The following is a 21,268-nucleotide window of genomic DNA, read 5'->3' on the forward strand; positions in this document are numbered from 1 at the left end:
GGTGCGGCTCTTACAGGGGTGGATCAGGGACTCCCCCGCAGTGGGGGCCGGGGCGGGCGCACCCCGTGGTGGGGGTGCGGTGCGGGCCGCCCCGGCCGGTTCTCGGAAGGGGGACGTCAGCAGATGCGGCCGGCGCCCGCGCGGTGGCCGACGATGCCCGGGACGGCCTTCGGAGAGTCGACCTTGGTACGCAGGGTCGGCTTCCAGCCGGCGCCCGACTGGAGGGTCTCGCCGGGGATCTCGGCGTTGTGCACGGCGATCAGGTCCGTCAGCTTCCCGTTGACGTAGTTGTTCTCGGCGGTCAGCGGGGACTCGTTCCACTTCTTCAGCGCCTTGCCGACGCTGGCGCCGGCCGGCAGCGAGATGGCGTTGTGGCTGGCGTGGAGCTGCGAGGAGATACCGACACCGAAGATGTAGTAGTCGTCCTTCTGCTCCTCGTTCACCACGTAGTGGTTGTTGTAGACGTCGACCTGTCCGAACCGCACACGCGGAGAGCGCTGGAGGATCCCGTCGAAGCGGTTGTGGTGCATGGTGACCTTGAGCTTGCCGGCGTCGATGGCGGCGAGGCTGTCGCCGTTGCCGATCAGCATGTTCTTGTCGTGGTTCTCATAGCGGTTCCAGGACACGGTCACGTAGTTGGAGCCGCGCACGATGTCCGTCAGCCCGTCGTGCTGCTGGAACACCTTGCCGAAGTAGACCGGCCGCTCGCTGTCGGGGTAGCGCCCGTCGGTGAACGTGTTGTGGTCGAGCCACACGTGGTCCGTGCCGTAGACGACCACGGTGTCGTACTCGGAGTTCCAGTTGCCGGTGTTGTTGTCGTCGGTCGGGTCCCACTTGGGGAAGCAGTCGAGCGGGGCCTCGATGGTGAGGTTGCGCATGATGACGTTCGAGACGCCCTTGATCTGGATGCTGCCGCCGAGGATGCCGGAGTTCTTGCCGACGCCGACGATGGTGGTGTTGCTGGGGATGTTGGCCTTGATCTCCGAGTCCTGCCTGGCGGCGGACGCGACCCGCGCGTCCTCCTGCGGACCCATGGCGACCTTGTCGTTGCCATAGACGGCCGGGTCGTAGTCCTTGAGGTACTGCTGGAGGTCGTAGCCGCCGGTGACGAAGGCCTCGCAGCCCTGGGAGACGGCGTCGATCATGCCCTTGACCTTGATGATCTTGGGCGCGTCGCCGCCGTCCTTCAGCGCGGCCTTGAACTGAGCCCAGGTGGTGACGGTGTAGACGTGCTCGGCGTCGGCGGCCGACCCACCGGTCGTGCCCGCGCCCTGCGAGCCCCAGCCGTCGTTCGCGCCGAGCACCTGACGACCGAGGTCGCGGGAGCCTGAGCCGGCCTCGGCGGCGGTGCCGGTCAGGGACAGCGTGAGAGCGGTGCAGCCGACCAGAACGGCCGCTCTCTTTGTAATGACATGCTCATGCCATGCCTGTGCGCGCATTGTGCGGCTCTCCTTTTTTCAGGGACGGGGTGTTACGCGGCGGCCTGCGGCCAGGTGATCCAGGACGCGGGAATCTCCTCGTCCAGCCGGCGTACATCGCGCGGCGCGAGCACCCGCGTACGCAGCAGTTCCTGGGCCACGAGCCGCGCCACGGCGATCGCGCCGGGCGGGTTGAAGTGCGTGTTGTCCTGCTCGGTCGCGGTCCAGTTGAAGTACGTCTTCGTCTCCTCGACGCCGAGCCGCTGCCACAGCGCGAGGGACAGGGCCTGGAGGTCGAGCAGAGCGACGCGCTCCTCCTTGGCGAGCGCACGCATCGCCGCCGGATAGTCGCCGTGACTCGACACGGCGTTGCCGCCCGCGTCGAACCTCCTGCGCTCGACGGGCGTGGCGAGCACGGGCCGGGCACCACGGGCCCGGGCGCCGTCGACGTACTGGCGCAGATAGTCCTGGTACGTAGTCCAGGGCTCGGTGTAACGAGTGGGGTCGTCCGCCTTCTCGTCGTTGTGAGCGAACTGGATGATCAGAAAGTCGCCCGGCCGGATCGCCCCGAGGACGACATCGAGCCGCCCCTCGTCGATGAAGCTCTTCGAACTGCGCCCGTTCACGGCGTGATTGGCGACGACCAGATCTTTGCGCAGAAAGAACGGAAGCGCCATGCCCCACCCGGTCTCGGGGGCGGCGGGGGCGTACTTCTGGGCCGCGGTGGAATCACCGGCGACGAAGAGAGTGCGGGACCTTGCGTGAGAGACAGCGGTCCCATGGGCCGCGAAGGCAAGAGGAACAGCGGCAAAAGCCGCACTGGTGACCTGTCTGCGGGTGAGTGACACAGAGGCGCCTTTCTCAACAGGCATTGAGGAAATGCGTTTGGCGGTGCCTTTCAAGTGGGGGGTAACCCCCGCGCCCCTGCTTTTCAGGGGCGCGGGACTGTGCTGATATGCGGCTACCGCCGCGTGGGCGCGACCAGCCACAAACAACCCGCAGCCGGCCGCCGACAAACAGAACCGAGCTCTTAGCCGTTCTGCTCTTTCCACTCGGCCTGAGCCGTGTTCAGCTGCTCAGCCAACGTGTCGAGGAACTCCTTCGCACTCATGTCCCCAAGCAGCACCTTCTGGAAGTTCGGCTCGTTCTCGGACTTGGAGACCGTGTTCCAGTCCGGCAGGTAGTACGGCAGCTGAACAATGGTCGTGGACCCATCACTCAACGCCGCCGCGGCCAGCTTCGTGGGCTCCGCCTCGGAGATCCACGCATCCTTCGCGGCGTCGCTGTTCGCCGGAACCTGCCCGGCCGACTTGTTGAACTTCGAGTTCTCCTCGTGCGAGGTGGCGAACTCGATGAACTTCCAGGCGGCTTCCTTGTTCTTGGAGCTCTTGAAGAGGCCCAGCCCGTCAACGGGGTTGGACACCTGAACCCGCTTGCCCCCGGCCCCGATCGGCTGCGGGATGCCACGGAACTTCTCCACCCCGAGCGCCTTCACATGGTCCTGGTACGAGCCCAGGTTGTGGTTCAGCATCCCGATCGTGCCGGAATCCCACTGAGCGACCATCTTGGTGAAGTCGTTGTTGAGGTCGGCGGCCGGTGTGACCTTCTTGTACAGGGCCGCGTACTTCTCCAGTGCCTCGACGTTCTTCGGGTCGTTGACCGTGGTCTTCTCACCGCTCGCGTCCCAGAAGGACGTGATGCCGGACTGCCCGTACATCGCGTCCAACGCCTGGGCGATGGAACCGGCGCCACCCCGGATGGTGTACCCGAACTCGTTCTTGCGCGTGTTCGTGAGCTTGTCCGCGGCCTCGTAGAACTTGTCCCAGGTCGTCGGCTCGTCCAGGCCCGCCTTCTTGAACAGGTCGGTGCGGTAGTAGAGGACACCGTTGTTGGCGGAGGTCGGGATCGAGTACAGCGAGTCGCCGCCGCCGGCGGACTTCAGCGACTCGATCATGGACTCGTTGAGCTTGCCGTTGAGGGAGGACTTGGAGAGCCGGTCGTCCAGCGGCTCCAGCGCGTTCTGGGCGGCGAATCCCGCGGCCATCGCCGCACCGACACCGCCGACGTCCGGCAGTCCGCCGCCCTGGATGGCGGTGTCGACCTTGGACTGGTACTCGGTGGAGGCGATTCCGACGTACTCGACCTTGATGTCCGGGTTCGCCTTCTCGAAGTCGGCGATGATCTCCTTCCAGATGTCGGTGCGGACACCGCCGTTGTTGTCCCAGAAGACGATCTCGCCCTTGCCGCTGCCCTCTTCGCCCTTGTCACCGCCCGCGCCGCTGCCGTCGTCACCACAGGCGGTGGCGGTCAGGGCCAGTACGGAGCCCAGGGCGACGGCTACGGCAGCGCGCCTGCTTCTACGGATGCTGATCTTCATTGGTCGGCTCTCTCTTGTGGATCCAGCGAGATATGAAGTTGTGGGGGGTCGGTTCGGTTCACCACGGGACCTCAGCGGCGGGTGTACGGCGCCCAGCCGTCCGCGCCCTTGAGGTAATTCGCGACGGTGTACGCCTTCGCGTCGGCGTCACTCATCTGCGGCCGGTCCGCTGAGGCACCCGCGCCCGGACCGAAGTTGCGGTACTCGGCGAACCGCGCGTCCTTCCACGAGAACCCGCTCATGTCGGTCCACGGCGAGGACTTGATCGCGGCGGGCAGCTCGGTGTTCCGGATCAACACCTGGGCGACCGCGGCGGGTTCACCGCCCGGGTGCCAGGGCCGCCCCAGATGGAAGGTCCCGGCGGGCGCGTCACTGACGATCCTCGATCCCGTGATCAGGAACCCGTACGGATTGCCCGTCCACGTCGAGGCGGCCGTGATGTACCCGTTGTTGGTGGCGGAGCCACGGCTCAGCGCGCGGATCACGGACCGCTCGACGACGGTGGTCGCGCGTCCGTAGACGAAGTCGACATCGCCCTCGATGTACGAGTCGCGGATGTAGACCCGGCTGATCACGTCCAGCTTGGGGCTGTCGGTCATCAGGGTGTCCTGGTTGCCCAGGAAGGCGGTGTCCTCGAAGACGATCCGGTCGCCGGTCGTCTTCATCGCCAGCGCCTGCTCGCCGTTGACCTCGTGCGCGGCCTCGTCGAAGTCGTTGCTGAAGGTGAGGTTGCGGGCCGTGACGTCGTTCGCGGCGATCCGTACGGTCGCGCTCCCGGTGGAGCCGCCGTTCGCGGCGGGCGTGTCGTAGACGATGACGGTGTCGGAGCGATCGTGTCCAGTCCCCTGCAGCAGGATGTTCGGCTTGCCCGCGGGGATGAGGACCTTCGCCCGGTACGTACCCGGCGCGATCGCGATCGTCACCGGGACGTCATTGCCCTCGGGCACGGCGTCCACGGCGGCCTGCACGGTCGGGTAGTGGGCCGGGACGTGCAGCGTCACCGGGTCGCCGATCCGCTTCTGCGGTCCGGAGAAGCGCTTGACCAGCGCCGGGACGGCTGCCGCCGGATCCAGCCGGTAATCGTAGAACTCCCGTGGGTCGAAGGCGGCACCCCACTCGTCGTGCCTGCCCGTCGTGTTCTTCAGGATCGACCCCCGCTCCACCAACTCGGCGGTGGTGTCGGCCTGGTAGGGGTGCTGGACGTTCCGGTAGTAGCTGTTCTCGATGACCATCTTGGTCTTGCCGCGCGACCAGTTCCCGTACGTCCACACGGGGTCGCCGTCCGCCAGCTGATCCGACAGGTAGTTGTTGTAGAGGTGCGCGTAGGCGCAGTTGTCGGCGGACGGGTTGCGCTGTTTGGTGCCCGTGAACCAGTTGTGGTCGATGGTGATCTGCGTCTTGACGTTCGGGGTCCAGCCGATGCCGAACGTCTTGTTGTTGTCCGTGAACTGGTTGTAGGAGACGGTGACGTACTCGCTGTCCTTGCGGATGTCGAGCTGGCCGTCGCAGATCCGCGAGAAGCGGATGTGGTCGACCCACACGTGGTGGACGGTGTCCATCCGGATGCCGTCGAAGTCGGTGTCCTTGCAGTCCCAGTTGCCCTCGATCGCCGTGTCACGGATGGTGAGGTTGCGGATGATGACGTTGTGGGTGCCGGGGTCGAGGTTGAAACCGCCGTGGACGATCTCGGCGCTGTCGCTCACGCCGATGATGGTCTTGTCGGAGGCGACGGCGATCTCCGTGCCGAAGGGATCCATCTCCAGGGCGCCCTTGACCCGGATGACGTACGGCTCCTCGGCCGCCGCGTACTTCGCCAGTGAGGCCTGGTCGGTGACGGTCACGACCTTGCCGCCCGCACCGCCGGTGGTGCCGCCGGCGAGGGAGGCGAAACCGTGCGGACGGTCGGTCCAGCGGTCCGCGGTGGTCGCGGACCGGTCGGCGGGGGTCGCGGATCGGTCGACGGGTGCGGCCTCGGCCTCCCCGAGCGCCCCGAGACTCAGCGCGGCCACGAGGCCGATCACGGCGGCCAGGACCCTGCCGTGTCCCGACCTCGGTCTCGGCAAGCGCTTGCTATGGAGGTGCGTCATTGCGGCTCCCAACAGGCGTACGGGTGCGGTGCGTGCGTTACAGAGGGTTGATCCGGAACTGCGTGAAACTCGCGGCGCCGGCGTGTCCCGGGCCGACGGGCGCGAGGGCGAACAGGCCGAGCAGGGCGCCGACCCAGCGCCAGGGGGTGGCGGCGAAGACCTGACCCGAGGGGCGAAGGCCGTCACCGACGTCGTGGAAGAAGCGGCAGCGTGCTCCGGCGTCGATCTCGATCCGCAAGCGCGCCCGTCCCTCGGGGGCGAGCCGCGGATGGTCGGCGTCCCGCTCCTTCTCGGCAACGGCCTCCGCGAACCGGTGCACGACGTGGACCGCCCCGTCGGCCCCCCGTTGCAGTCCGATCCAGCTGAAGGCGTCTCCGAGAACCGCGAGCCCGGCCCGCGCGCCCGGTTCCTCGCCGTGCAGCCTCAGCTCGACCTCGACGGCGGACGGGATGCCCGGCAGCCGCTGGGTGAGCACGTTCGGCAGTTTGCGCAGGTCGTGCGCGTCGGCCGAGCGGACGCAGGCCAGCCTGAGGCCGTCTCCTGAGTGCTGGGTGGCCCAGCCGTCCTGCGGGTTGGCCGTCCACTGCCACTGGCGGCCGAAGCGTCCGCCGGGGAAGTCGTCGTCGGTGGCGGGCGCGGCGGCCGGCTGCGGCGGCAGGTCGGGCCGCGGGTGTACGGCGACGGGGGCGCCGTCCTCACCGAGCACCGGCCAGCCGTCCGCGCCCCAGCGCATCGGCTGGAGGTGGACGACCCGGCCGTACGCACCGCGCTGCTGGAAGTGCAGGAACCAGTCCTCGCCGGACGGGGTGCGCACCCAGCCGCCCTGATGCGGCCCGTTGACGTCGGTGTCCTTCTGCTCCAGGACGACCTTCTCCTCATACGGCCCGAAGAAGCCGCGGGAGCGGAAGGCGCCCTGCCAGCCGGTCTCCACGCTCCCGGCGGGGGCGAAGATCCAGAACCAGCCGTCGTGCCGGTAGAGCTTGGGGCCTTCGAGGGTGAACCAGCCGGGGATGCGGTCTCCGTCGACGATCACCTTGCCCTCGTCGAGAAGTGACGTCCCGTCGGGATGCATGCGGTGGCCGGTGAGGCGGTTCTTGATCCCGGAGCGGGACTTGGCCCAGGCGTGCACGAGATAGGCCTCGCCGGTCTCGTCGTCCCACAGGGGGCACGGGTCGATGAGTCCCTTGCCCTCCTTCACCAGATGCGGATGGGTCCAAGGGCCGCGTATGCCGGGGGCGTTGACCTGGAAGATGCCCTGGTCGGGATCGCCCCAGAAGATCCAGAAGCGGTCGTCGTGGTGGCGCAACGACGGTGCCCAGACTCCGCAGTCGTGGCGCGGGGCCTTGAACTCGCCTGCCGGTTCCAGGCGTTCGACGGCGTGGCCGACCAGGGTCCAGTTGACCAGGTCGCGGGAGTGCAGCAGCGGCAGGCCGGGGGCGCGGCCGAAGCTGGAGGCGGTGAGATAGAAGTCGTCGCCGACGCGGACGACGTCCGGGTCGGACCAGTCGGCGTTCAGGACGGGGTTCGTGTATGTCCCCACGGTCTCCGCGGTCATGGGCTCACCGCCTTCCTGATGAGGGCCGCGGCTCCGTCCCGGTCGAGACGGCCGTCGGCGACCACGGTGACGATCCGCCGTACGACGGTGTCGCCGGGCGGGATCGGCAGCCGCTCGTCGTACGCCAGGGACGAGCCGATGCCCGGGTACTCGGCCGTGCGCACGAACCACGGGTCGCGCCGGGTCTGCTCGGTGGCCCCGGCGAAGACCAGCGTCCAGGTGGCGCCGGCCAGGGCGAGCCAGTCGGCGCGGGTGCCGTGGACCTCGGCCTCGCCCTCCGTGGCGGCGGTGAAGACGTGCGGGGCCTCGTGCTCCTTGCGGGCCCGCCAGAAGAAGCCGCCGTAGGCCGCGCCGGGCCGCCCGTTGGTGGCGGGGCTGCCGATCGACAGCGGGTCCGGGGTGACGTTGGTGAGCGAGAAGGTGAAGTCCAGCGCCCAGGCGGCGTCGGTGAGTTCGGTGGCCGCGACCGTACGGCGTTCGCGCAGCAGCTCGGCTCCGGCCGCCACCCAGCGCAGCTCCTCGACGAAGCCGTCGGGGTCGCGCAGTTGGAAGGTGGCGTGCCGCTGGGCGCCGTGGTTGTCCAGTTCGGTCGGGCCCTGGTCACGGACGTAGGTGCGTCCGCCCCAGAAGTTGGCCCCCTCGACGTCGGGAACGGCGACACCGACGCCGAGGTGGTGTGTGTGGTCGGCGGGGCTGAGCTCGGTGACCGCCGTGCCGGCCAGGGTGGTGACGGGGTGCAGGTAGGGGCGCGGGGAGAGCCGGGCCGGCAGCTCGGGCCGGGTGACGTACCGGCCGACCGGGCGGCCCGCGACGCGCAGCACCGGCGTGTCGTTGGTCGTCATCAGGTGCTCACCTCTTTTCGGAGTCCGTTCGGGACCGCCCAGGGGGCGTCCAGCTCGGAGAACAGGGAGAGGGTGTCGGCGGCTGCCGCGACGAGTCCGTCGACGCCGGGGACTACCCGGCGCCGCTCGTCGGGGAGCAGGTGCCAGGTCCCCTCCGGCAGCGGAGCCGGGTCGGGGGCCTGGCGGATCGCCTCGACGACCTTCATGAAGGAGCCCGTGGCGTCCGGCGTGACCAGCAGGTCGGCGCCGTCGGTGAGGTGCTCGACGAGGTTCTCCAGCAGGTCGGTGCGGCCGTACTCGTACTCCTCGGGGCCGTGGTCGGCCCGCTGGAGCAGGACGCGGTCCTGCTTGTACCAGAAGGTGATCCGGCCCCGGCTGCCGTGCGCGACGACGTACGGCTCGTCGGGGTCCTCGGCGCACAGGGTCGCCGCGACGGTCACCGGGAGGTCCCGTGTGGTGGTGACGCGGACGCAGGAGGTGTCGTCGGACTCGATGTCGTTGGCGCGCAGCAGCTCGGTCTCGATCTCGGTGACGTCCTCGGCGTGCGGGGCCCCGGCCAGCGCCAGGGCGGTGGCGACGGCGTGCGCGAGCGGGTTGGTCAGCGCCCCGTCGATCACGTCGACCCCGTGCAGCCTGCGCTTTCCCGCCCACGGCGCCCGCCGGTAGTACGCCTCGGGACGCGCCCAGGCACCGGCCCCGCCGACGCCCTCGAGTTCTCCGATCGCGCCCTCGGCGATCAGCTCGCGGATCGCGGGCACGGCGTGCGAGCCCAGCGACTGGAAGCCGATCTGGCAGGCGACGCCGGCCTTGGCGACCCCGTCGGCCATCCGGCGGTACTCGGCGTAGGAGGGGGCGGGCGGCTTCTCCAGAAGCAGGTGCACGCCCTTGCCGGCGGCCGTCAGCGCCAGGTCCGTGTGCGTCGGGATCGGCGTACAGATCACGGCGATCCGGGCGCCGGTGGAGTCGAGGAGGGCCCCGAAGTCGGCGGACTGCTCGGGCGTGCCCAGGCCCTCGGGGATCTCGTCCCCGGTCAGCGGGGTCAGCTCGCAGATCCCCGCCAGCCGGACGATGCCCTTGTCCTGGAGCCGGCGGATGTCGTCCAGGTGCCAGCGGCCGTGGCCGCGTGCGCCCGCGAGAACGATCGGAACGGTCATGGGGTCCTCCCTGCGCCCGCGCCGCGTGCCACCTCTCGGTCGGCCGTGGCGGCGTTGTCGATCTTTGTGTGCAGGGTAGGTCTCCAGCCGACGTCCGCCGTGAGATCACGCTCGCTGCCCGAGTTGTAGGCGTTGTAGATGGCGAGCAGGTCCACCGGATAGCCGTTGAAGAGGGTGCCGCTCTGGTGCAGGGCGGTGCCGTTCCAGCTCTTGACCAGGTCGGCGACCTCGATGTGGCCGGGGGTGGTGAAGGCGTTGTTCTCGGCGTAGACGGCCGACTCGGTGGAGACACCGACGGAGTAGCGGTAGTCGTGGGCGTCGTCCGGGACGACGTACCGGTTGTTGTAGAGATGCACCTGCCCGAAGCGGACCCTGGGCGCCCGCTGGACGATCGACTCGAACTCGTTGTGGTGCAGGGTGACGCGGAGCTTGCCCCGGTCGCCGGTGGCCGTGTCGCCGTTGCCGATGAGGATCGCCTTGTCGTGGTCGGCGAACCGGCTCCAGGAGACGGTGACCAGGTCGGATCCGTTGGTGATGTCGAGCAGGCCGTCGTGGCGCAGGTAGTTGCGGGCGTAGTGGGTGGGTTCCTTGGCGTCCGGGTGGCCCTTGTCGCTCAGGGTCACGTGGTCGACCCACACGTGGGTGGCACCGCGCAGCCAGAGGTTGTCGTAGGCCGTCTTCCAGTCGCCGAGGCCGCCGGTGTTGGGCTGCCAGACGGGGAAGCAGTCGTAGGCGTCGCGCAGGTCGAGGTTGCGGATGATCACGTTGTTCGCGTTCTTGACCTGGAGGCCGGCGCCCTTGAGGACGGCCTTCTTGCCCAGGCCGACGATGGTGGTGTTGGAGCCGACCGGCAGCACGATCCGCTCGGCCTGCTTGGCCGCCGAGGCCTGGCGGGCCTCCTCCTGCGGGCCGCTGGGCTTGGCCGGGCCCCAGGTGCGGGGGTCGTAGGCGGCCAGGTACTTCTTCAGGCTGTAGCCGTCGGTGGCGTAGTCGGCGCAGTCCAGGCGGTCGCCGTCGTCGTCGGTGTTGGCGTCGATGGTCCCGGCGATCTTGATGATCTTCGGGGTGTCGCTGCCGCCGTCGAGCGCGCGGACGAGTCCGGCGCGGTCGGTGACGGTGTGGACGTGCGCGTCGTCGGCCGCGGCCCCTCCGGTGGTGCCGCCGGCGGCGGAGGCCCAGCCGTCGTTCGGGGGCAGGGTGTCGCGGCTGATGTCGCGTTCCTCGGCGTGCGCGGGGACACACAGAAGACCCAACGCGGCGCCGACCACCGCGATCTGACGGAGCCTCATCCCTTCACCGCCCCCGCGCTGAAGCCCGTGATCAGCCACTTCTGGATGAAGGCGAACACGAGCACGACGGGTACGGCCGCGATGATGCCGCCCGCGGCGAGTGCGCCGAGGTCGACGCTGTCCGCGCTCATCAGGGTGTTGAGGCCGACCGGGATGGTCTGCTTCTCCTGGTTGTTCAGGAACATCAGGGCGAACAGGAAGTGGTTCCAGGAGTGCACGAAGGCGAAGGAACCGACGGCGATCAGTCCGGGTCGCAGCAGCGGCAGGACGACGATCCGGAAGGCGGTGAACCGGTTGCAGCCGTCGACCCAGGCCGCCTCTTCCAGCGAGTACGGCACGTTCTTGATGAAGTTGCTGATCAGGATCATCGACAGCGGCAGCTGGAAGACGGTCTCCGCGATGATCACACTGCCCAGCGAGTTGATCATCTGGAGTTCGGCGAAGATCTCGAACAGCGGGACCAGGAGCAGCGCGCCGGGCACGAACTGGGAGCAGAGCAGGGCCAGCATGAAGGCCTGCTTGATCTTGAAGTCGAACCGGGCGAGGGCGTAGCCGCCGGCCAGTGCGACGAGGGTCGTCATCACCAGGGTGGCGACGCCGACGAGCAGGCTGTTCTCGAAGTAGGTGCCGAAGCTGCGCTCCGTCCACACCTTCTCGAAGTGGTCGAAGGTCATCGGCCAGGGCACGAGCGAGGTCGAGCCGGCCGGGCGGAGGGCGAAGAGCAGGATCCAGTAGAAGGGGATGAGGGTGAAGACGAGGTAGATCGACAGCGGCAGGTAGATCTGCCAGCGGGGCGCCTCGTCCCAGGCACGGCGCTTGCCCGTGGGGCGCTGCGGTTCGACGACCGCGGGCTCGGGAGCCGGTGCCACCGCGGTGGCCTCCTTGGTGCTCACTTGTCCCCACCTCCGAACTTGCTCAGGCGCAGATAGACCATCGAGCAGAAGAGCAGGATCACGAACGCCACCGTGGTCAGGGCGGACGCGTAGCCGAAGTTGTGCGCGTCGACGCTGGTGTTGGCGATGTAGAGCGGGAGGGTCGTCGTCTCGCCCGCGGGTCCGCCGCCGGTCAGGGTGTAGAGCAGGTCGACGTTGTTGAACTCCCACACCGCGCGCAGCAGCGTGGACAGGATGATGGCGTCCTTCAGGTGCGGCAGCGTGATGTGCCAGAACTGCTTGATGCGGCTGGCCCCGTCGACCTCGGCGGCCTCGTACAGGTCCCTCGAGACGGACTGCAGGTCGGCGAGGATGAGGATGGCGAAGAAGGGGACACCGCGCCACAGGTCGGCGACGATCGCGGCCCAGAACACGGTCCCGGTGTCCGACAGCCAGCTGGTGCCGTAGCTGCCGATGCCCATGTCGGCGAGGTAACGGGTGATGCCCGTCTGGGAGTTGTAGAGCAGCACCCAGATCGCGGAGGTCAGCACGCCGGAGACGGCCCATGGGGAGAAGACCATGGCGCGTCCCAGCCCCCGGCCCACGAAGGTCTGGTTGACGATGAGGGCGAGCGCGAGGCCGAACAGCAGCTGGAGGCCGACCTCGACGACGACCCACTTGGCGCTGAAGACCAGTGTGTCCCAGAACAGCGGGTCGTCGGTGAAGGCGTGGACGAAGTTGTCGAAGCCCGCGTAGCCGTTCCGCCACGGCTTGGTGGGGTTGTAGTTCTGCAGGCTGTAGTAGAAGACGCTGATCACCGGGTAGGCGATGAAGCCGAGCATGAGCAGGGCCGCCGGGGCGATCAGCAGGTACGGCAGCCTGCGCGGCGTGGCGGAGGCACGGCGCCGCCGGGGTGGCGCGGGCGGTTTCGCCACGGCTGCGGCTTGGGCCATGACTGTTCTCCGTTCTGGTACGTCGTGCGTGCTTCGTGCGTGGGTGGTGCGTACGTCGTGCGTTCTCGTGCAGGAAGCGCTTTCTCGCTGTACAGGGATGTGCCAGGTCGTGCTGCGGTGGTTCAGCCCGCGTACGGGTCCTGCACCTTGCCCGGGCGGGCCAGGAACTCGAAGTCGCAGCCGGTGTCGGCCTGCGTGATCTGCTCGTTGTAGAGCGCGCCGTAGCCGCGCTCGTAACGGACGGGCGGCGGCGTCCACTGCGTTCGGCGACGCTCCAACTCCTCGTCGTTCACGGCGAGATGGAGGGTGCGCGCCTCGACGTCGAGGGTGATCGTGTCCCCGGTGCGGACCAGGGCCAGCGGGCCGCCGACGTACGACTCGGGGGCCACGTGCAGCACGCACGCGCCGTAACTCGTGCCGCTCATCCGGGCGTCGGAGATCCGCACCATGTCCCGCACGCCCTGCTTGAGCAGGTGGTCGGGGATGGGCAGCATCCCGTACTCGGGCATGCCCGGTCCGCCCTTGGGCCCGGCGTTGCGCAGCACCAGCACGCTGTCGGCGGTGATGTTCAGCGACGGGTCGTTGATGGTGCGCTGCATCGTCCGGTAGTCGTCGAAGACGACCGCGGGACCGGTGTGCTTGAGCAGGTGCTGCTCGGCGGCGATGTGCTTGATGACCGCGCCGTCCGGGCAGAGGTTGCCGCGCAGGACGGCGACCCCGCCCTCGTTCGCGACCGGGTTGTCCCGGGGCCGGATGACGTCGTCGTTGTGCACCTGCGCGCCGGTGATCTGCTCGCGCATGGTGTCGTACGAGACGGTGGGCCGCTCCAGGTGGAGCAGGTCCGGGATCCGGGAGAGGAACCCGGGCAGTCCGCCGGCGAAGTGGAAGTCCTCCATGAGATACGTCTGTCCGCCGGGCCGTACGTTGGCGAGCACCGGGACCGTGCGGGCGACGCGGTCGAAGTCGTCGAGGGTGAGCTTGACGCCCGCGCGGCCCGCCATGGCGATCAGGTGGATCACGGCGTTGGTGGAGCCGCCGAGGCCCAGGACGGTGGTCACCGCGTCCTCGAAGGCGTCGCGGGTGAGGATCTCCGAGAGTTTCCGGTCCTTGTGGACCAGTTCGACGATGCGGAGGCCCGCGGCGGCGGCCATCCGGTCGTGCCCGGAGTCCACGGCCGGGATGCTGGAGGCGCCCGGGACCGTGACGCCGAGGGCCTCGGCGGCGGCGGTCAGCGTGGACGCCGTACCCATGGTCATGCAGTGGCCCGGCGAGCGGGCGAGGCCGCTCTCCAGCTCGGTCATCTCGCAGTCGCCGATGAGGCCGGCCCGCTTGTCGTCCCAGTACTTCCACATGTCGGTGCCGGAGCCGAGGACCTCGCCCCGCCAGTGGCCCGGCAGCATGGGCCCGGCGGGCACGAAGACGGCGGGCAGGTCGACGCTCGCGGCGCCCATGAGGAGCGCGGGCGTGGACTTGTCGCAGCCGCCCATGAGCACGGCCCCGTCGACCGGATAGGACCGCAGCAGTTCCTCGGTCTCCATCGCCAGCATGTTGCGGTAGAGCATCGGGGTCGGCTTCTGGAACGTCTCGGAGAGGGTGGAGACCGGGAACTCCAGCGGGAAGCCGCCCGCCTGCCACACCCCTCGCTTCACAGCCTGCGCGCGGTCCCGCAGGTGCACGTGGCAGGGGTTGATGTCCGACCAGGTGTTGAGGATCGCGATGACCGGCTTGCCCAGGTGCTCTTCGGGCAGGTAGCCGAGCTGGCGGGTACGGGCGCGGTGGCTGAAGGAGCGGAGGCCGTCGGTGCCGTACCACTGATGGCTTCTGAGCTCTTCTGGACGCCTTCTGATCGGCTCGTTCATATCGACCACCCGGCGGCGATGGCGGCGACCTCGGCGCGTTCGTCCTCGGGCAGGTGCTTGCTCGGCGGGCGGACGTCGCGGCGGCACAGGCCGAGGGAGGCGAGGGCCTCCTTCACGACGGTGACGTTGTTGGCGGAGCCGTTGGCGGCGCGCAGCTCCTCGAAGCGGCGGATCTGCTCCCAGACCTTCATGGCGGCCGGGTAGTCGCCGGATCGAAGCGCTTCGATCATGTTCAGCGAAACGGACGGGGCGACGTTCACGAGCCCCGAGGTGAAGCCGGTGGCGCCCGCGGAGAAGTACGAGGGGGCGTACGGCTCGGCGAGCCCGGCGACCCACACGAAGCGCTCCAGCCCGGCGTCGCGGGCGAACGCGGCGAACTTGGCCGCGTCCGGGACGGCGTACTTCACGCCGATGACGTTCGGGCAGGTGTCGGCGAGTTCGGCGAGGCGGACGCCCTGCAGCTGCGCGTTGCGGATGTAGGGCACGACGCCCAGCTCCGGTACTGCCTCGGCGATGGCGCGGTGGTAGTCGACCCAGCCGGCCTGGGAGACGTACGGGTGGACGGGCTGATGGACCATCACCATCTGGGCGCCGCGCTCACGGGCGTGCCGCGCGGAGGCGATGGCGGTCGGCACGTCGTGGCCGACCCCGACGAGGACCACGGCGCGGTCGCCGGCCTCGTCGAGGGTCAGCTCGGTGACGAGCTGCCGCTCCTGGGGGGTGAGGGCGTAGAACTCCCCGGTGTTGCCGTTGGGAGTGAGGGTCGTGATCCCTCCGTCGAGCAGACGACGCAGCAGGGCCCGGTGGGCGTCCTGCTCGACGGAGCCGTCCTCGGCGAACGGGGTCACCGGGATCGCCACCACGTCGGCCAGGGCCGCCCGTTGGGTCTCGAACGTCGTTGTCATGCCTGACCGTCCTCTCCCTGGGCCTCGGACTCCGCTTGGGGGAAGGCCCGCTCGACGAAGGACCCGATGTGCGAGTGCAGGGCTCTCGCCGCGCCGTCGGCGTCACCGGCCAGGGCGAGCCGCAGGATCTCCCGGTGCTCGCCCGCCTCCCGCTCCCAGGAGGGCGAGGCGGCCCAGGCGACGGCCGAGACGAGGGCGGCCTGGTCGCGGACCTCGTCGAGCATCCGGCCGAGCAGCGGGTTGCCGCAGGGCAGGTACAGGGCGCGGTGGAACTCCCGGTTGGCGAGCGACCGTTCGGCGGTGTCGGTGGCCGCGTCGGCGCGGGTCAGCGCGTCCCTTGCGGCATCGAGGGACGCTCCCCGCTTGACGGCACGCTTCAGCGCCTCGGGCTCCAGCAGGAGCCGCACGTCGTAGACCTCGCGCGCCATGTCCGCGTCCACCATGCGCACCGTGACGCCCTTGTACTGGCTCATCACGACGAGCCCCGTACCGGCCAGGGTCTTGAGCGCCTCACGGACGGGGGTCTTCGACACCCCGAACTGCGCGGCGAGCTCGGTCTCGACCAGAGCCTGACCTGGCGTCAACTGCCCGGTGAGGATGCGGTGTTTGATCCCTTCCAGCACGTACTGCGTGCGGGAGGGGATCGGCGTGGGCACAGAGGTCATGCGCGCCTCTCGGATCTCGCGTATCGGATCTCACGTATCGCGTCTCATATATGACGTACGAAGTACGACGCGTTGAAGGTAGGAGGGCCCCTGTGTTTCGTCAATGCTTCTGGCAAAGGAAGTTGAAGTTTCGGTGAAGAGCCTTCAGACGTCCCTGGTCTCGCCCACGTGGGCGGCGCGGGTCGGCCCGCCGAAGGCCGAGGCGGCCCGGACGGTCGCCGCCTCGGGGGTGAGCGTGGGCCCGACGTGCGTGACGAGCAGCTGTCGTACGCCGGCCAGACGGGCGGCGGCACCGGCGTCCTCCGGAGTCAGATGCACCTGTTCGCCTTCGCGATGCCGGTCGATGTCGGCCTCGCAGAGGAACAGGTCGGCGCCCCCGGCGAGATGGAGCAGCCCGTCGCAGGGCCCGCAGTCCCCGGAGTACGCGAGAACCCGCCCGCCGCTTTCGGCGCGCAGCCCGTAGGCCTCGACGTCGTGCTCGACGGCGTGGGCGGCGAGGGTCAGGTCGCCGTGCCGGGCGGTGTGGCCGTCGTACAGGGACTGAAAGGCGAAGATTCCGTCGAGGAACCCGGCATCCGGCCGCCCGAAGAAGCCCGAGAGGCGCTGTGCGCAGCCGGCCGGGGCGTAGACCGGAATGGGAGCGTCCGGCGTGAGCCCGCCATACGCCAGCCCGTACACGGCGGCCACCAGATCGGCGCTGTGGTCCGCGTGCAGATGCGAGATCCAGATGGCGTCGAGCCGAGCCGGATCGGTGTGCCGCTGCAACTCGGCGAAGGTCCCGAACCCGGCGTCCACCCACACCTCGGCACCCCCGCCCCGCAGCAGATAACCGGAGCACGGCAGGTCCGGCCGCGGATGCGGGGAGGCGGTGCCGAGGACGGTGAGAGTGAGGGGCATGCGGGGAGCGTACGGTCGCCGTACGCTCCCCGCCTCTCGATTACGGCTTCCAGCCCGGGTCCCGCCCACTCAGCCCCACCGCACGGTCGAGGAGCGGGGCCTCGTCCGGGACGGAGACGACCGGGCCGAAGATGTCGTCTCCGCGGTCGGAGTCCTCCGCCGCGGCGAAAAGCATGTCGTACGACGCCTGCAGCGCGGCGGGGTCCGGCTCGTACCGTTGGCCGGTGGCCCGGGCCAGGTCCCAGCCGTGGATGACCAGTTCGTCGGCGACGACGGCGGCGGCGACCTCGCCGGGCAGGTCGATGCCGCCCGCTCGGGTCATGCCGGTCCAGGCGGCCGGGTCGCGCCAGGCGTCGGCCAGTTCGTCGAGGGCCTTGGAGAGCTCCTCGCGCCAGCCGGGGCCGATGTCGGGCACGGCGGCTTCCGGGCTGGTGTCCGTCGTGACGCCCAGGTCCTTGCGGGCGGCGTCGCGGAAGGCGACGGCGAGGCCGGTCAGGTGCCCCAGCAGGTTGCGCACCGCGAGGTCCGGGCACGGCGTCGCGGCGGAGAGCTGCGCGTCGGTGACGCCGTCGGCGAGGCGTGCCACGATGCGGGTCTGCGCACCGAGGTCGAAGGTCGGGGCGGTCATGCGGCGGCTCCAGTGGTTGGGTTCCTGCAAGGTTGACCGGCCGCGACCGCGAAACTCATCGCTTCGGACGGTGCCGTCCTGGACCCGGGCCGTCCCGCCGCGGACCGGCACCCTGCCGTCCCGCTCCTTGGCGCCTTTGGCTGCCCGCGCCCGGCGCGACAGCTCGCGCGGTGTCGCCCCGCCGCCCAGGCACCACAGCGCGATGACCGGGTCGCGGATCGCGCAGCCCAGCGACGAGTCACGACGTAGGCGGCGACCACGGTGAAGGCGCACTCCCAGCCGCCGAGCCCGCCGCCGCACGTTGAGGCGGCGGCGGTGCGGTTCCCGGACGAGGGACATCAGCAGGATGTGGCGAAGGCCGATGAGGATCGGAACGACGTCGCTCGTGCGGTCGACGCCATGGGCCCAGCCGGTGGCGCCGGCTCAGAGCCCGCTGAGTCCCTCGCGCACCGCTTCCAGGTCGGCGTCCGACGCCAACCCGGCGTGATACAGCCGCAGTTCCGTCGCTCCGAGCTCCCGGGCCCGCGCGGCGTCCGCCGCGACCGTGCCCGGGCTGCCGCCCATACCCGAGACCACGCCCAGGTTGGCGGCGATGACGGCGCCTTCCCGCCGCTGCCGCGCGAAGGGCGTCAGCAGGCCGGGGCCGCCCGCGCACGGCACGACCACACCGTCCGCGACGGACAGGATGTGCGCGGGGTCGACGCCCGGGTTGGCGCCGACGTGGTAGGTCACGGGGTCGGCGTGCAGCAGCACCTGGAAGCCCTCGGGGGCGGCCGCGCGGACCGCGGCGACGGCTGCCTCTTGCAGCGTGCGGGCGGTTTCGTCGCGCCACGCGCGCGTGGCGGCCGCGTTCGTCTCGCCGAGGAGCTTCTCGACCCCGGCCCATCCGCCGTCGTCGTGCGCGCCCCGCCACAGCGGCTCCAGCGCGGCGCGTACGGCGGCGGCCAGCTCGTCGGCGTCCAGGCCCTGGCTGCCGTATCCCTCCCGGCAGGTCGGGCAGAAGCAGAGGGCCATCAGGTACATTCCGGCGTCGCCGAGGCCGACTCCGCCGGTCTTGTCGTGGGCGTGCAGGTGCTGGAGTCCGTACCAGCCGAGGGACTCCAGTTCGGTGCCGCGCGCGCCGGGCCGTACGGCCGCCTCGGCGGCGAGGTCGACGAGGTACGCGCGCGTGGCGGGCTGCGCGACGCAGGGGGCCCACGGGTAGCGGTCACCGTAGGCGTTGACGACCGAGGTGCCGGGGTGTTCGGCGCCCAGGCGGGAGTTGTGCGCGAGGACGACCCAGGTGTGCACTTCCAGACCGGCGTCCACGAGCGCTGCCGCCGCTTCACCGAAGGCGTCTCCGGGCGCCCAGTCGCCGGCCGCGTACGGGCGCAGCTTGCGCCCCTCCCACCGGTCGTCCGCGGGATACAGCACGGCCGCGTGTTCGGCGGTGACGATGCGGTGGCGCGGGTGGCGGGGGGTCAGGGCGCGCGTGGAGTGGTAGGCGGCGGCGAGCGTCACCTGTTGCACGCCGAGCGCGGCTATGCGTCCCGCGGCCTCCGGGTCACCGTTGACGTCCCAGGGGTAGACGAAAGTCGACGCCTTCACTTGTTCCCGCCTTCGTTCTCCGCCGTCACTTGTCCTCGTCCAGCAGCGCGTATCCGCGCTCGATGATCTGAGCGAGCTGCTTGACATGATCCTCGCTCGGCTCGTGCAGCGGGGGCCGGACCTCCCCCACGTCGAGTCCACGCAGCCGTACACCGGCCTTGACGAGGGCGACGGCGTAGCCGCGGCCCTGGGCGCGCAGCTCGACGAAGGGGCAGTAGAAGCCGTCGAGCAGGCGGTTCGCGGTGGTGTCGTCGCCGGTCTTGTGGGCCTCGTAGAAGGCGAGGGCGATCTCCGGGGCGAAACAGAAGACGGCGGAGGAGTAGAGCGTGATGCCGATGCCGCGGTAGGCGAGCTGGGTCTGCTCGGCGGTCGGCAGCCCGTTGAAGTAGAGGAAGTCGCCGGGGACCTCGGTGCGGACGGCGCTGATGACGCGCTGCATGAGGTGGAGGTCGCCGAGTCCGTCCTTGAAGCCGATGATTCCGTCCGTGCGGGCGAGCTCGACGACGGTCTCGGGCGTGAAGACGGCGTTGTCGCGTTGGTAGACGATCACCGGCAGCGAGGTCGCCGCGGCCACCTCCCGGTAGTGCCGCAGCAGCCCGTCCTGCCCGGCGATCACGAGGTACGGCGGCATGGCGAGCAGCCCGTCGGCCCCGGCCGCCTCGGCGAGCCGCGCGTACCGCACGGCGAGCGCGGTGCCGTATCCGGCGCCCGCGACGACCGGCACCCGGCCCGCCGTCTCCTCCACGGCCGCCCGCACGCACGCCTCGAACTCCTCCGGCGCCAGCGCGTGGAACTCCCCGGTGCCGCAGCACGCGAAGACGGCGGCGGCCCCGCCCTCGACCCCGCGGCGCACGTGTGCGCGGTAGGTGTCGAGGTCGACCTCGCCGTCGGGGCCGTAGGCGGTGACGGGGAAGAACAGCGGCCCGCCGGGGATGCCGAGTCGAGCGGCGAGGGGGGCTGATGTCACGGGCTCTCCCTAGAACAGGCGCTCATGTTTATGACTTGCATCTACATCTATGAACGCGTCCACCCTAAGGAGGCCTCTCAGGGGCGGTCAAGCCGACAAACGCGCATCACAGAAGCGGATTTTCCGGCTCCGGGTCACACTTGACGGGATACGGCCACCATCCCTAGCGTGTCCACGCTTGTGAATGCCATCCATGCATGCGGCCGCCGACTCAAGGAGACCCGAGGATGCCCGCTCCCCGCACCGTTCTGCTCACCGGCGCCGCCGGCGGGCTCGGCACCCTGATGCGGGACCTGCTCCCCGACTACGGCTACGAGCTGCGCCTCCTCGACCTGCGCCCCATCGACGGTGAGCCGGACGCGATCGTCGCGGACCTCACCGACCAGGACGCCGTGCGCGAGGCCGTGCGGGGCGTCGACGCGATCATCCACCTCGCGGGCATCTCCCTGGAAGCCTCTTTCGAGAAGATCCTCAAGGCGAACATCGAGGGGACCTACAACCTGTACGAGGCCGCACGCGAGGAGGGCATCCAGCGGATCGTCTTCGCCTCCTCCAACCACGCCGTCGGCTTCACCCCGCGCCCCCAGGGCGACGCACCCTTCGATGCGGGCGCACTGATCCCCATCGACACCCCGCGCCGCCCGGACACCTTCTACGGCCTGTCCAAGTCCTTCGGCGAGGACCTCGCGCAGTTCTACTGGGACAAGCACGGCCTGGAGACGGTGTCCGTCCGCATCGGCTCCTGCTTCCCCGAGCCGACCAGCGTGCGCATGCTCTCGGTGTGGATGAGCCCCGCCGACGGCGCCCGTCTCTTCCACGCGGCCCTGACCGCGGAGAACGTCGAGCACACCGTCGTCTACGGCTCCTCCGCCAACACACGACTGTGGTGGGACCTGACCACCGCGCGGGCCCTCGGTTACGAACCACAGGACGACTCCGAGCCGTACGCCGAGAAGCTGATCGCCGAGCAGGGCGAGCTGGACCCGGAGAACATCGCGCACGCCCACCTGGGCGGCCACTTCGTGAGCGATCCGCCGATCTGGCCCTACTGATCCGGTCGACCGCCGCCCACCGCGGCGGAAAACAGACGTTCGCGGCGGGGGGGGGGGGGGGGCCCCCCGCCCCCCCCCCCCCCCCGGGGGGGCCCCCCCCCCCCCCGGGGCACGGGGGAGGGCGCAGCGCGCCGGGGGGCGGGGGGGGGGGGGCGCGGCGG

Annotated in this window: 18 protein-coding genes; 1 reads left to right on the forward strand and 17 read right to left on the reverse strand. The window is 70.0% G+C overall.

All coding sequences use genetic code 11. From position 1 onward, the window contains the following. Window positions 1-116 precede the first annotated feature (116 nt). The 17 genes from ABT063_RS43180 to ABT063_RS43260 all read right to left on the reverse strand — a co-directional run bounded on the left by ABT063_RS43180 (window position 117) and on the right by ABT063_RS43260 (window position 20,055). Window positions 117-1,439: a pectate lyase family protein gene (locus tag ABT063_RS43180; RefSeq protein WP_351066438.1), complete on the reverse strand. Its 1,323-nt coding sequence runs from the start codon at window positions 1,437-1,439 to the stop codon at window positions 117-119. Between the two features lie 32 nt (window positions 1,440-1,471). After that, window positions 1,472-2,266: a rhamnogalacturonan acetylesterase gene (locus tag ABT063_RS43185; protein WP_351066439.1), complete on the reverse strand. Its 795-nt coding sequence runs from the start codon at window positions 2,264-2,266 to the stop codon at window positions 1,472-1,474. A 182-nt stretch (window positions 2,267-2,448) separates the two neighbouring features. Next, the gene (locus ABT063_RS43190) at window positions 2,449-3,795 is read right to left on the reverse strand and encodes an ABC transporter substrate-binding protein (protein WP_351066440.1); all 1,347 of its coding nucleotides are present in this window, start codon (window positions 3,793-3,795) and stop codon (window positions 2,449-2,451) included. 71 nt (window positions 3,796-3,866) lie between these two features. After that, window positions 3,867-5,882 (reverse strand): pectinesterase family protein, encoded by a 2,016-nt coding sequence (locus tag ABT063_RS43195; RefSeq protein WP_351066441.1) that lies wholly within the window; start codon window positions 5,880-5,882, stop codon window positions 3,867-3,869. A 37-nt stretch (window positions 5,883-5,919) separates the two neighbouring features. Next, window positions 5,920-7,437, reverse strand: a complete 1,518-nt coding sequence (locus ABT063_RS43200; protein ID WP_351066442.1) for a glycoside hydrolase family 43 protein — start codon at window positions 7,435-7,437, stop codon at window positions 5,920-5,922. Beyond that, entirely contained in the window at window positions 7,434-8,279 is an 846-nt protein-coding gene (locus tag ABT063_RS43205) for a DUF6807 domain-containing protein (protein ID WP_351066443.1), read from the reverse strand. The genes ABT063_RS43200 and ABT063_RS43205 overlap by 4 nt, the downstream gene beginning before the upstream one ends. Then, window positions 8,279-9,433: a Gfo/Idh/MocA family protein gene (locus ABT063_RS43210; protein WP_351066444.1), complete on the reverse strand. Its 1,155-nt coding sequence runs from the start codon at window positions 9,431-9,433 to the stop codon at window positions 8,279-8,281. Before ABT063_RS43210 ends, ABT063_RS43205 begins: the two co-directional genes overlap by 1 nt. After that, the gene (locus ABT063_RS43215) at window positions 9,430-10,722 is read right to left on the reverse strand and encodes a pectate lyase family protein (protein ID WP_351066445.1); all 1,293 of its coding nucleotides are present in this window, start codon (window positions 10,720-10,722) and stop codon (window positions 9,430-9,432) included. The genes ABT063_RS43210 and ABT063_RS43215 overlap by 4 nt, the downstream gene beginning before the upstream one ends. Then, the gene (locus ABT063_RS43220; protein WP_351066446.1) at window positions 10,719-11,615 is read right to left on the reverse strand and encodes a carbohydrate ABC transporter permease; all 897 of its coding nucleotides are present in this window, start codon (window positions 11,613-11,615) and stop codon (window positions 10,719-10,721) included. The genes ABT063_RS43215 and ABT063_RS43220 overlap by 4 nt, the downstream gene beginning before the upstream one ends. Beyond that, window positions 11,612-12,547 (reverse strand): carbohydrate ABC transporter permease, encoded by a 936-nt coding sequence (locus tag ABT063_RS43225; protein WP_351066447.1) that lies wholly within the window; start codon window positions 12,545-12,547, stop codon window positions 11,612-11,614. The genes ABT063_RS43220 and ABT063_RS43225 overlap by 4 nt, the downstream gene beginning before the upstream one ends. Before the next feature lie 122 nt (window positions 12,548-12,669). Continuing rightward, the gene (araD, locus tag ABT063_RS43230) at window positions 12,670-14,406 is read right to left on the reverse strand and encodes an L-arabinonate dehydratase (protein WP_351066448.1); all 1,737 of its coding nucleotides are present in this window, start codon (window positions 14,404-14,406) and stop codon (window positions 12,670-12,672) included. Beyond that, window positions 14,403-15,311, reverse strand: coding sequence for a dihydrodipicolinate synthase family protein (locus ABT063_RS43235; RefSeq protein WP_351066449.1), 909 nt, complete (start codon window positions 15,309-15,311; stop codon window positions 14,403-14,405). Before ABT063_RS43235 ends, araD begins: the two co-directional genes overlap by 4 nt. Beyond that, window positions 15,308-15,976 (reverse strand): GntR family transcriptional regulator, encoded by a 669-nt coding sequence (locus ABT063_RS43240; RefSeq protein WP_351066450.1) that lies wholly within the window; start codon window positions 15,974-15,976, stop codon window positions 15,308-15,310. Before ABT063_RS43240 ends, ABT063_RS43235 begins: the two co-directional genes overlap by 4 nt. 144 nt (window positions 15,977-16,120) lie before the next feature. Next, complete coding sequence (locus tag ABT063_RS43245; RefSeq protein WP_351066451.1) at window positions 16,121-16,873, reverse strand: MBL fold metallo-hydrolase; 753 nt, start codon at window positions 16,871-16,873, stop codon at window positions 16,121-16,123. A gap of 40 nt (window positions 16,874-16,913) precedes the next feature. After that, complete coding sequence (locus tag ABT063_RS43250) at window positions 16,914-17,501, reverse strand: TIGR03086 family metal-binding protein (RefSeq protein ID WP_351066452.1); 588 nt, start codon at window positions 17,499-17,501, stop codon at window positions 16,914-16,916. 423 nt (window positions 17,502-17,924) lie between these two features. Then, window positions 17,925-19,088, reverse strand: a complete 1,164-nt coding sequence (locus ABT063_RS43255; RefSeq protein WP_351066453.1) for a hypothetical protein — start codon at window positions 19,086-19,088, stop codon at window positions 17,925-17,927. A 25-nt stretch (window positions 19,089-19,113) separates the two neighbouring features. Next, entirely contained in the window at window positions 19,114-20,055 is a 942-nt protein-coding gene (locus tag ABT063_RS43260; protein WP_351066454.1) for a 5-dehydro-4-deoxyglucarate dehydratase, read from the reverse strand. A 227-nt stretch (window positions 20,056-20,282) separates the two neighbouring features. Here ABT063_RS43260 and ABT063_RS43265 point away from each other — a divergent pair, with 227 nt between their 5' ends. Beyond that, on the forward strand, window positions 20,283-21,107 hold the full coding sequence (locus tag ABT063_RS43265) for an NAD-dependent epimerase/dehydratase family protein (RefSeq protein ID WP_351066455.1): 825 nt from the start codon (window positions 20,283-20,285) through the stop codon (window positions 21,105-21,107). Window positions 21,108-21,268: the final 161 nt, after the last annotated feature.

The organism is Streptomyces sp. NPDC002838, assembly GCF_040295365.1.
In the GTDB taxonomy this organism is placed as follows: domain Bacteria; phylum Actinomycetota; class Actinomycetes; order Streptomycetales; family Streptomycetaceae; genus Streptomyces.

Excerpts from the sequence above, each read along its gene's own strand:
- ABT063_RS43180 (WP_351066438.1), bottom strand. The coding sequence starts at position 1,439 with ATGCGCGCACAGGCATGGCATGAGCATGTCATTACAAAGAGAGCGGCC.
- ABT063_RS43190 (WP_351066440.1), bottom strand. The coding sequence starts at position 3,795 with ATGAAGATCAGCATCCGTAGAAGCAGGCGCGCTGCCGTAGCCGTCGCC.
- ABT063_RS43195 (WP_351066441.1), bottom strand. The coding sequence starts at position 5,882 with ATGACGCACCTCCATAGCAAGCGCTTGCCGAGACCGAGGTCGGGACAC.
- ABT063_RS43200 (WP_351066442.1), bottom strand. The coding sequence starts at position 7,437 with ATGACCGCGGAGACCGTGGGGACATACACGAACCCCGTCCTGAACGCC.
- ABT063_RS43205 (WP_351066443.1), bottom strand. The coding sequence starts at position 8,279 with ATGACGACCAACGACACGCCGGTGCTGCGCGTCGCGGGCCGCCCGGTC.
- ABT063_RS43210 (WP_351066444.1), bottom strand. The coding sequence starts at position 9,433 with ATGACCGTTCCGATCGTTCTCGCGGGCGCACGCGGCCACGGCCGCTGG.
- ABT063_RS43215 (WP_351066445.1), bottom strand. The coding sequence starts at position 10,722 with ATGAGGCTCCGTCAGATCGCGGTGGTCGGCGCCGCGTTGGGTCTTCTG.
- ABT063_RS43225 (WP_351066447.1), bottom strand. The coding sequence starts at position 12,547 with ATGGCCCAAGCCGCAGCCGTGGCGAAACCGCCCGCGCCACCCCGGCGG.
- araD (WP_351066448.1), bottom strand. The coding sequence starts at position 14,406 with ATGAACGAGCCGATCAGAAGGCGTCCAGAAGAGCTCAGAAGCCATCAG.
- ABT063_RS43235 (WP_351066449.1), bottom strand. The coding sequence starts at position 15,311 with ATGACAACGACGTTCGAGACCCAACGGGCGGCCCTGGCCGACGTGGTG.
- ABT063_RS43240 (WP_351066450.1), bottom strand. The coding sequence starts at position 15,976 with ATGACCTCTGTGCCCACGCCGATCCCCTCCCGCACGCAGTACGTGCTG.
- ABT063_RS43245 (WP_351066451.1), bottom strand. The coding sequence starts at position 16,873 with ATGCCCCTCACTCTCACCGTCCTCGGCACCGCCTCCCCGCATCCGCGG.
- ABT063_RS43250 (WP_351066452.1), bottom strand. The coding sequence starts at position 17,501 with ATGACCGCCCCGACCTTCGACCTCGGTGCGCAGACCCGCATCGTGGCA.
- ABT063_RS43265 (WP_351066455.1), top strand. The coding sequence starts at position 20,283 with ATGCCCGCTCCCCGCACCGTTCTGCTCACCGGCGCCGCCGGCGGGCTC.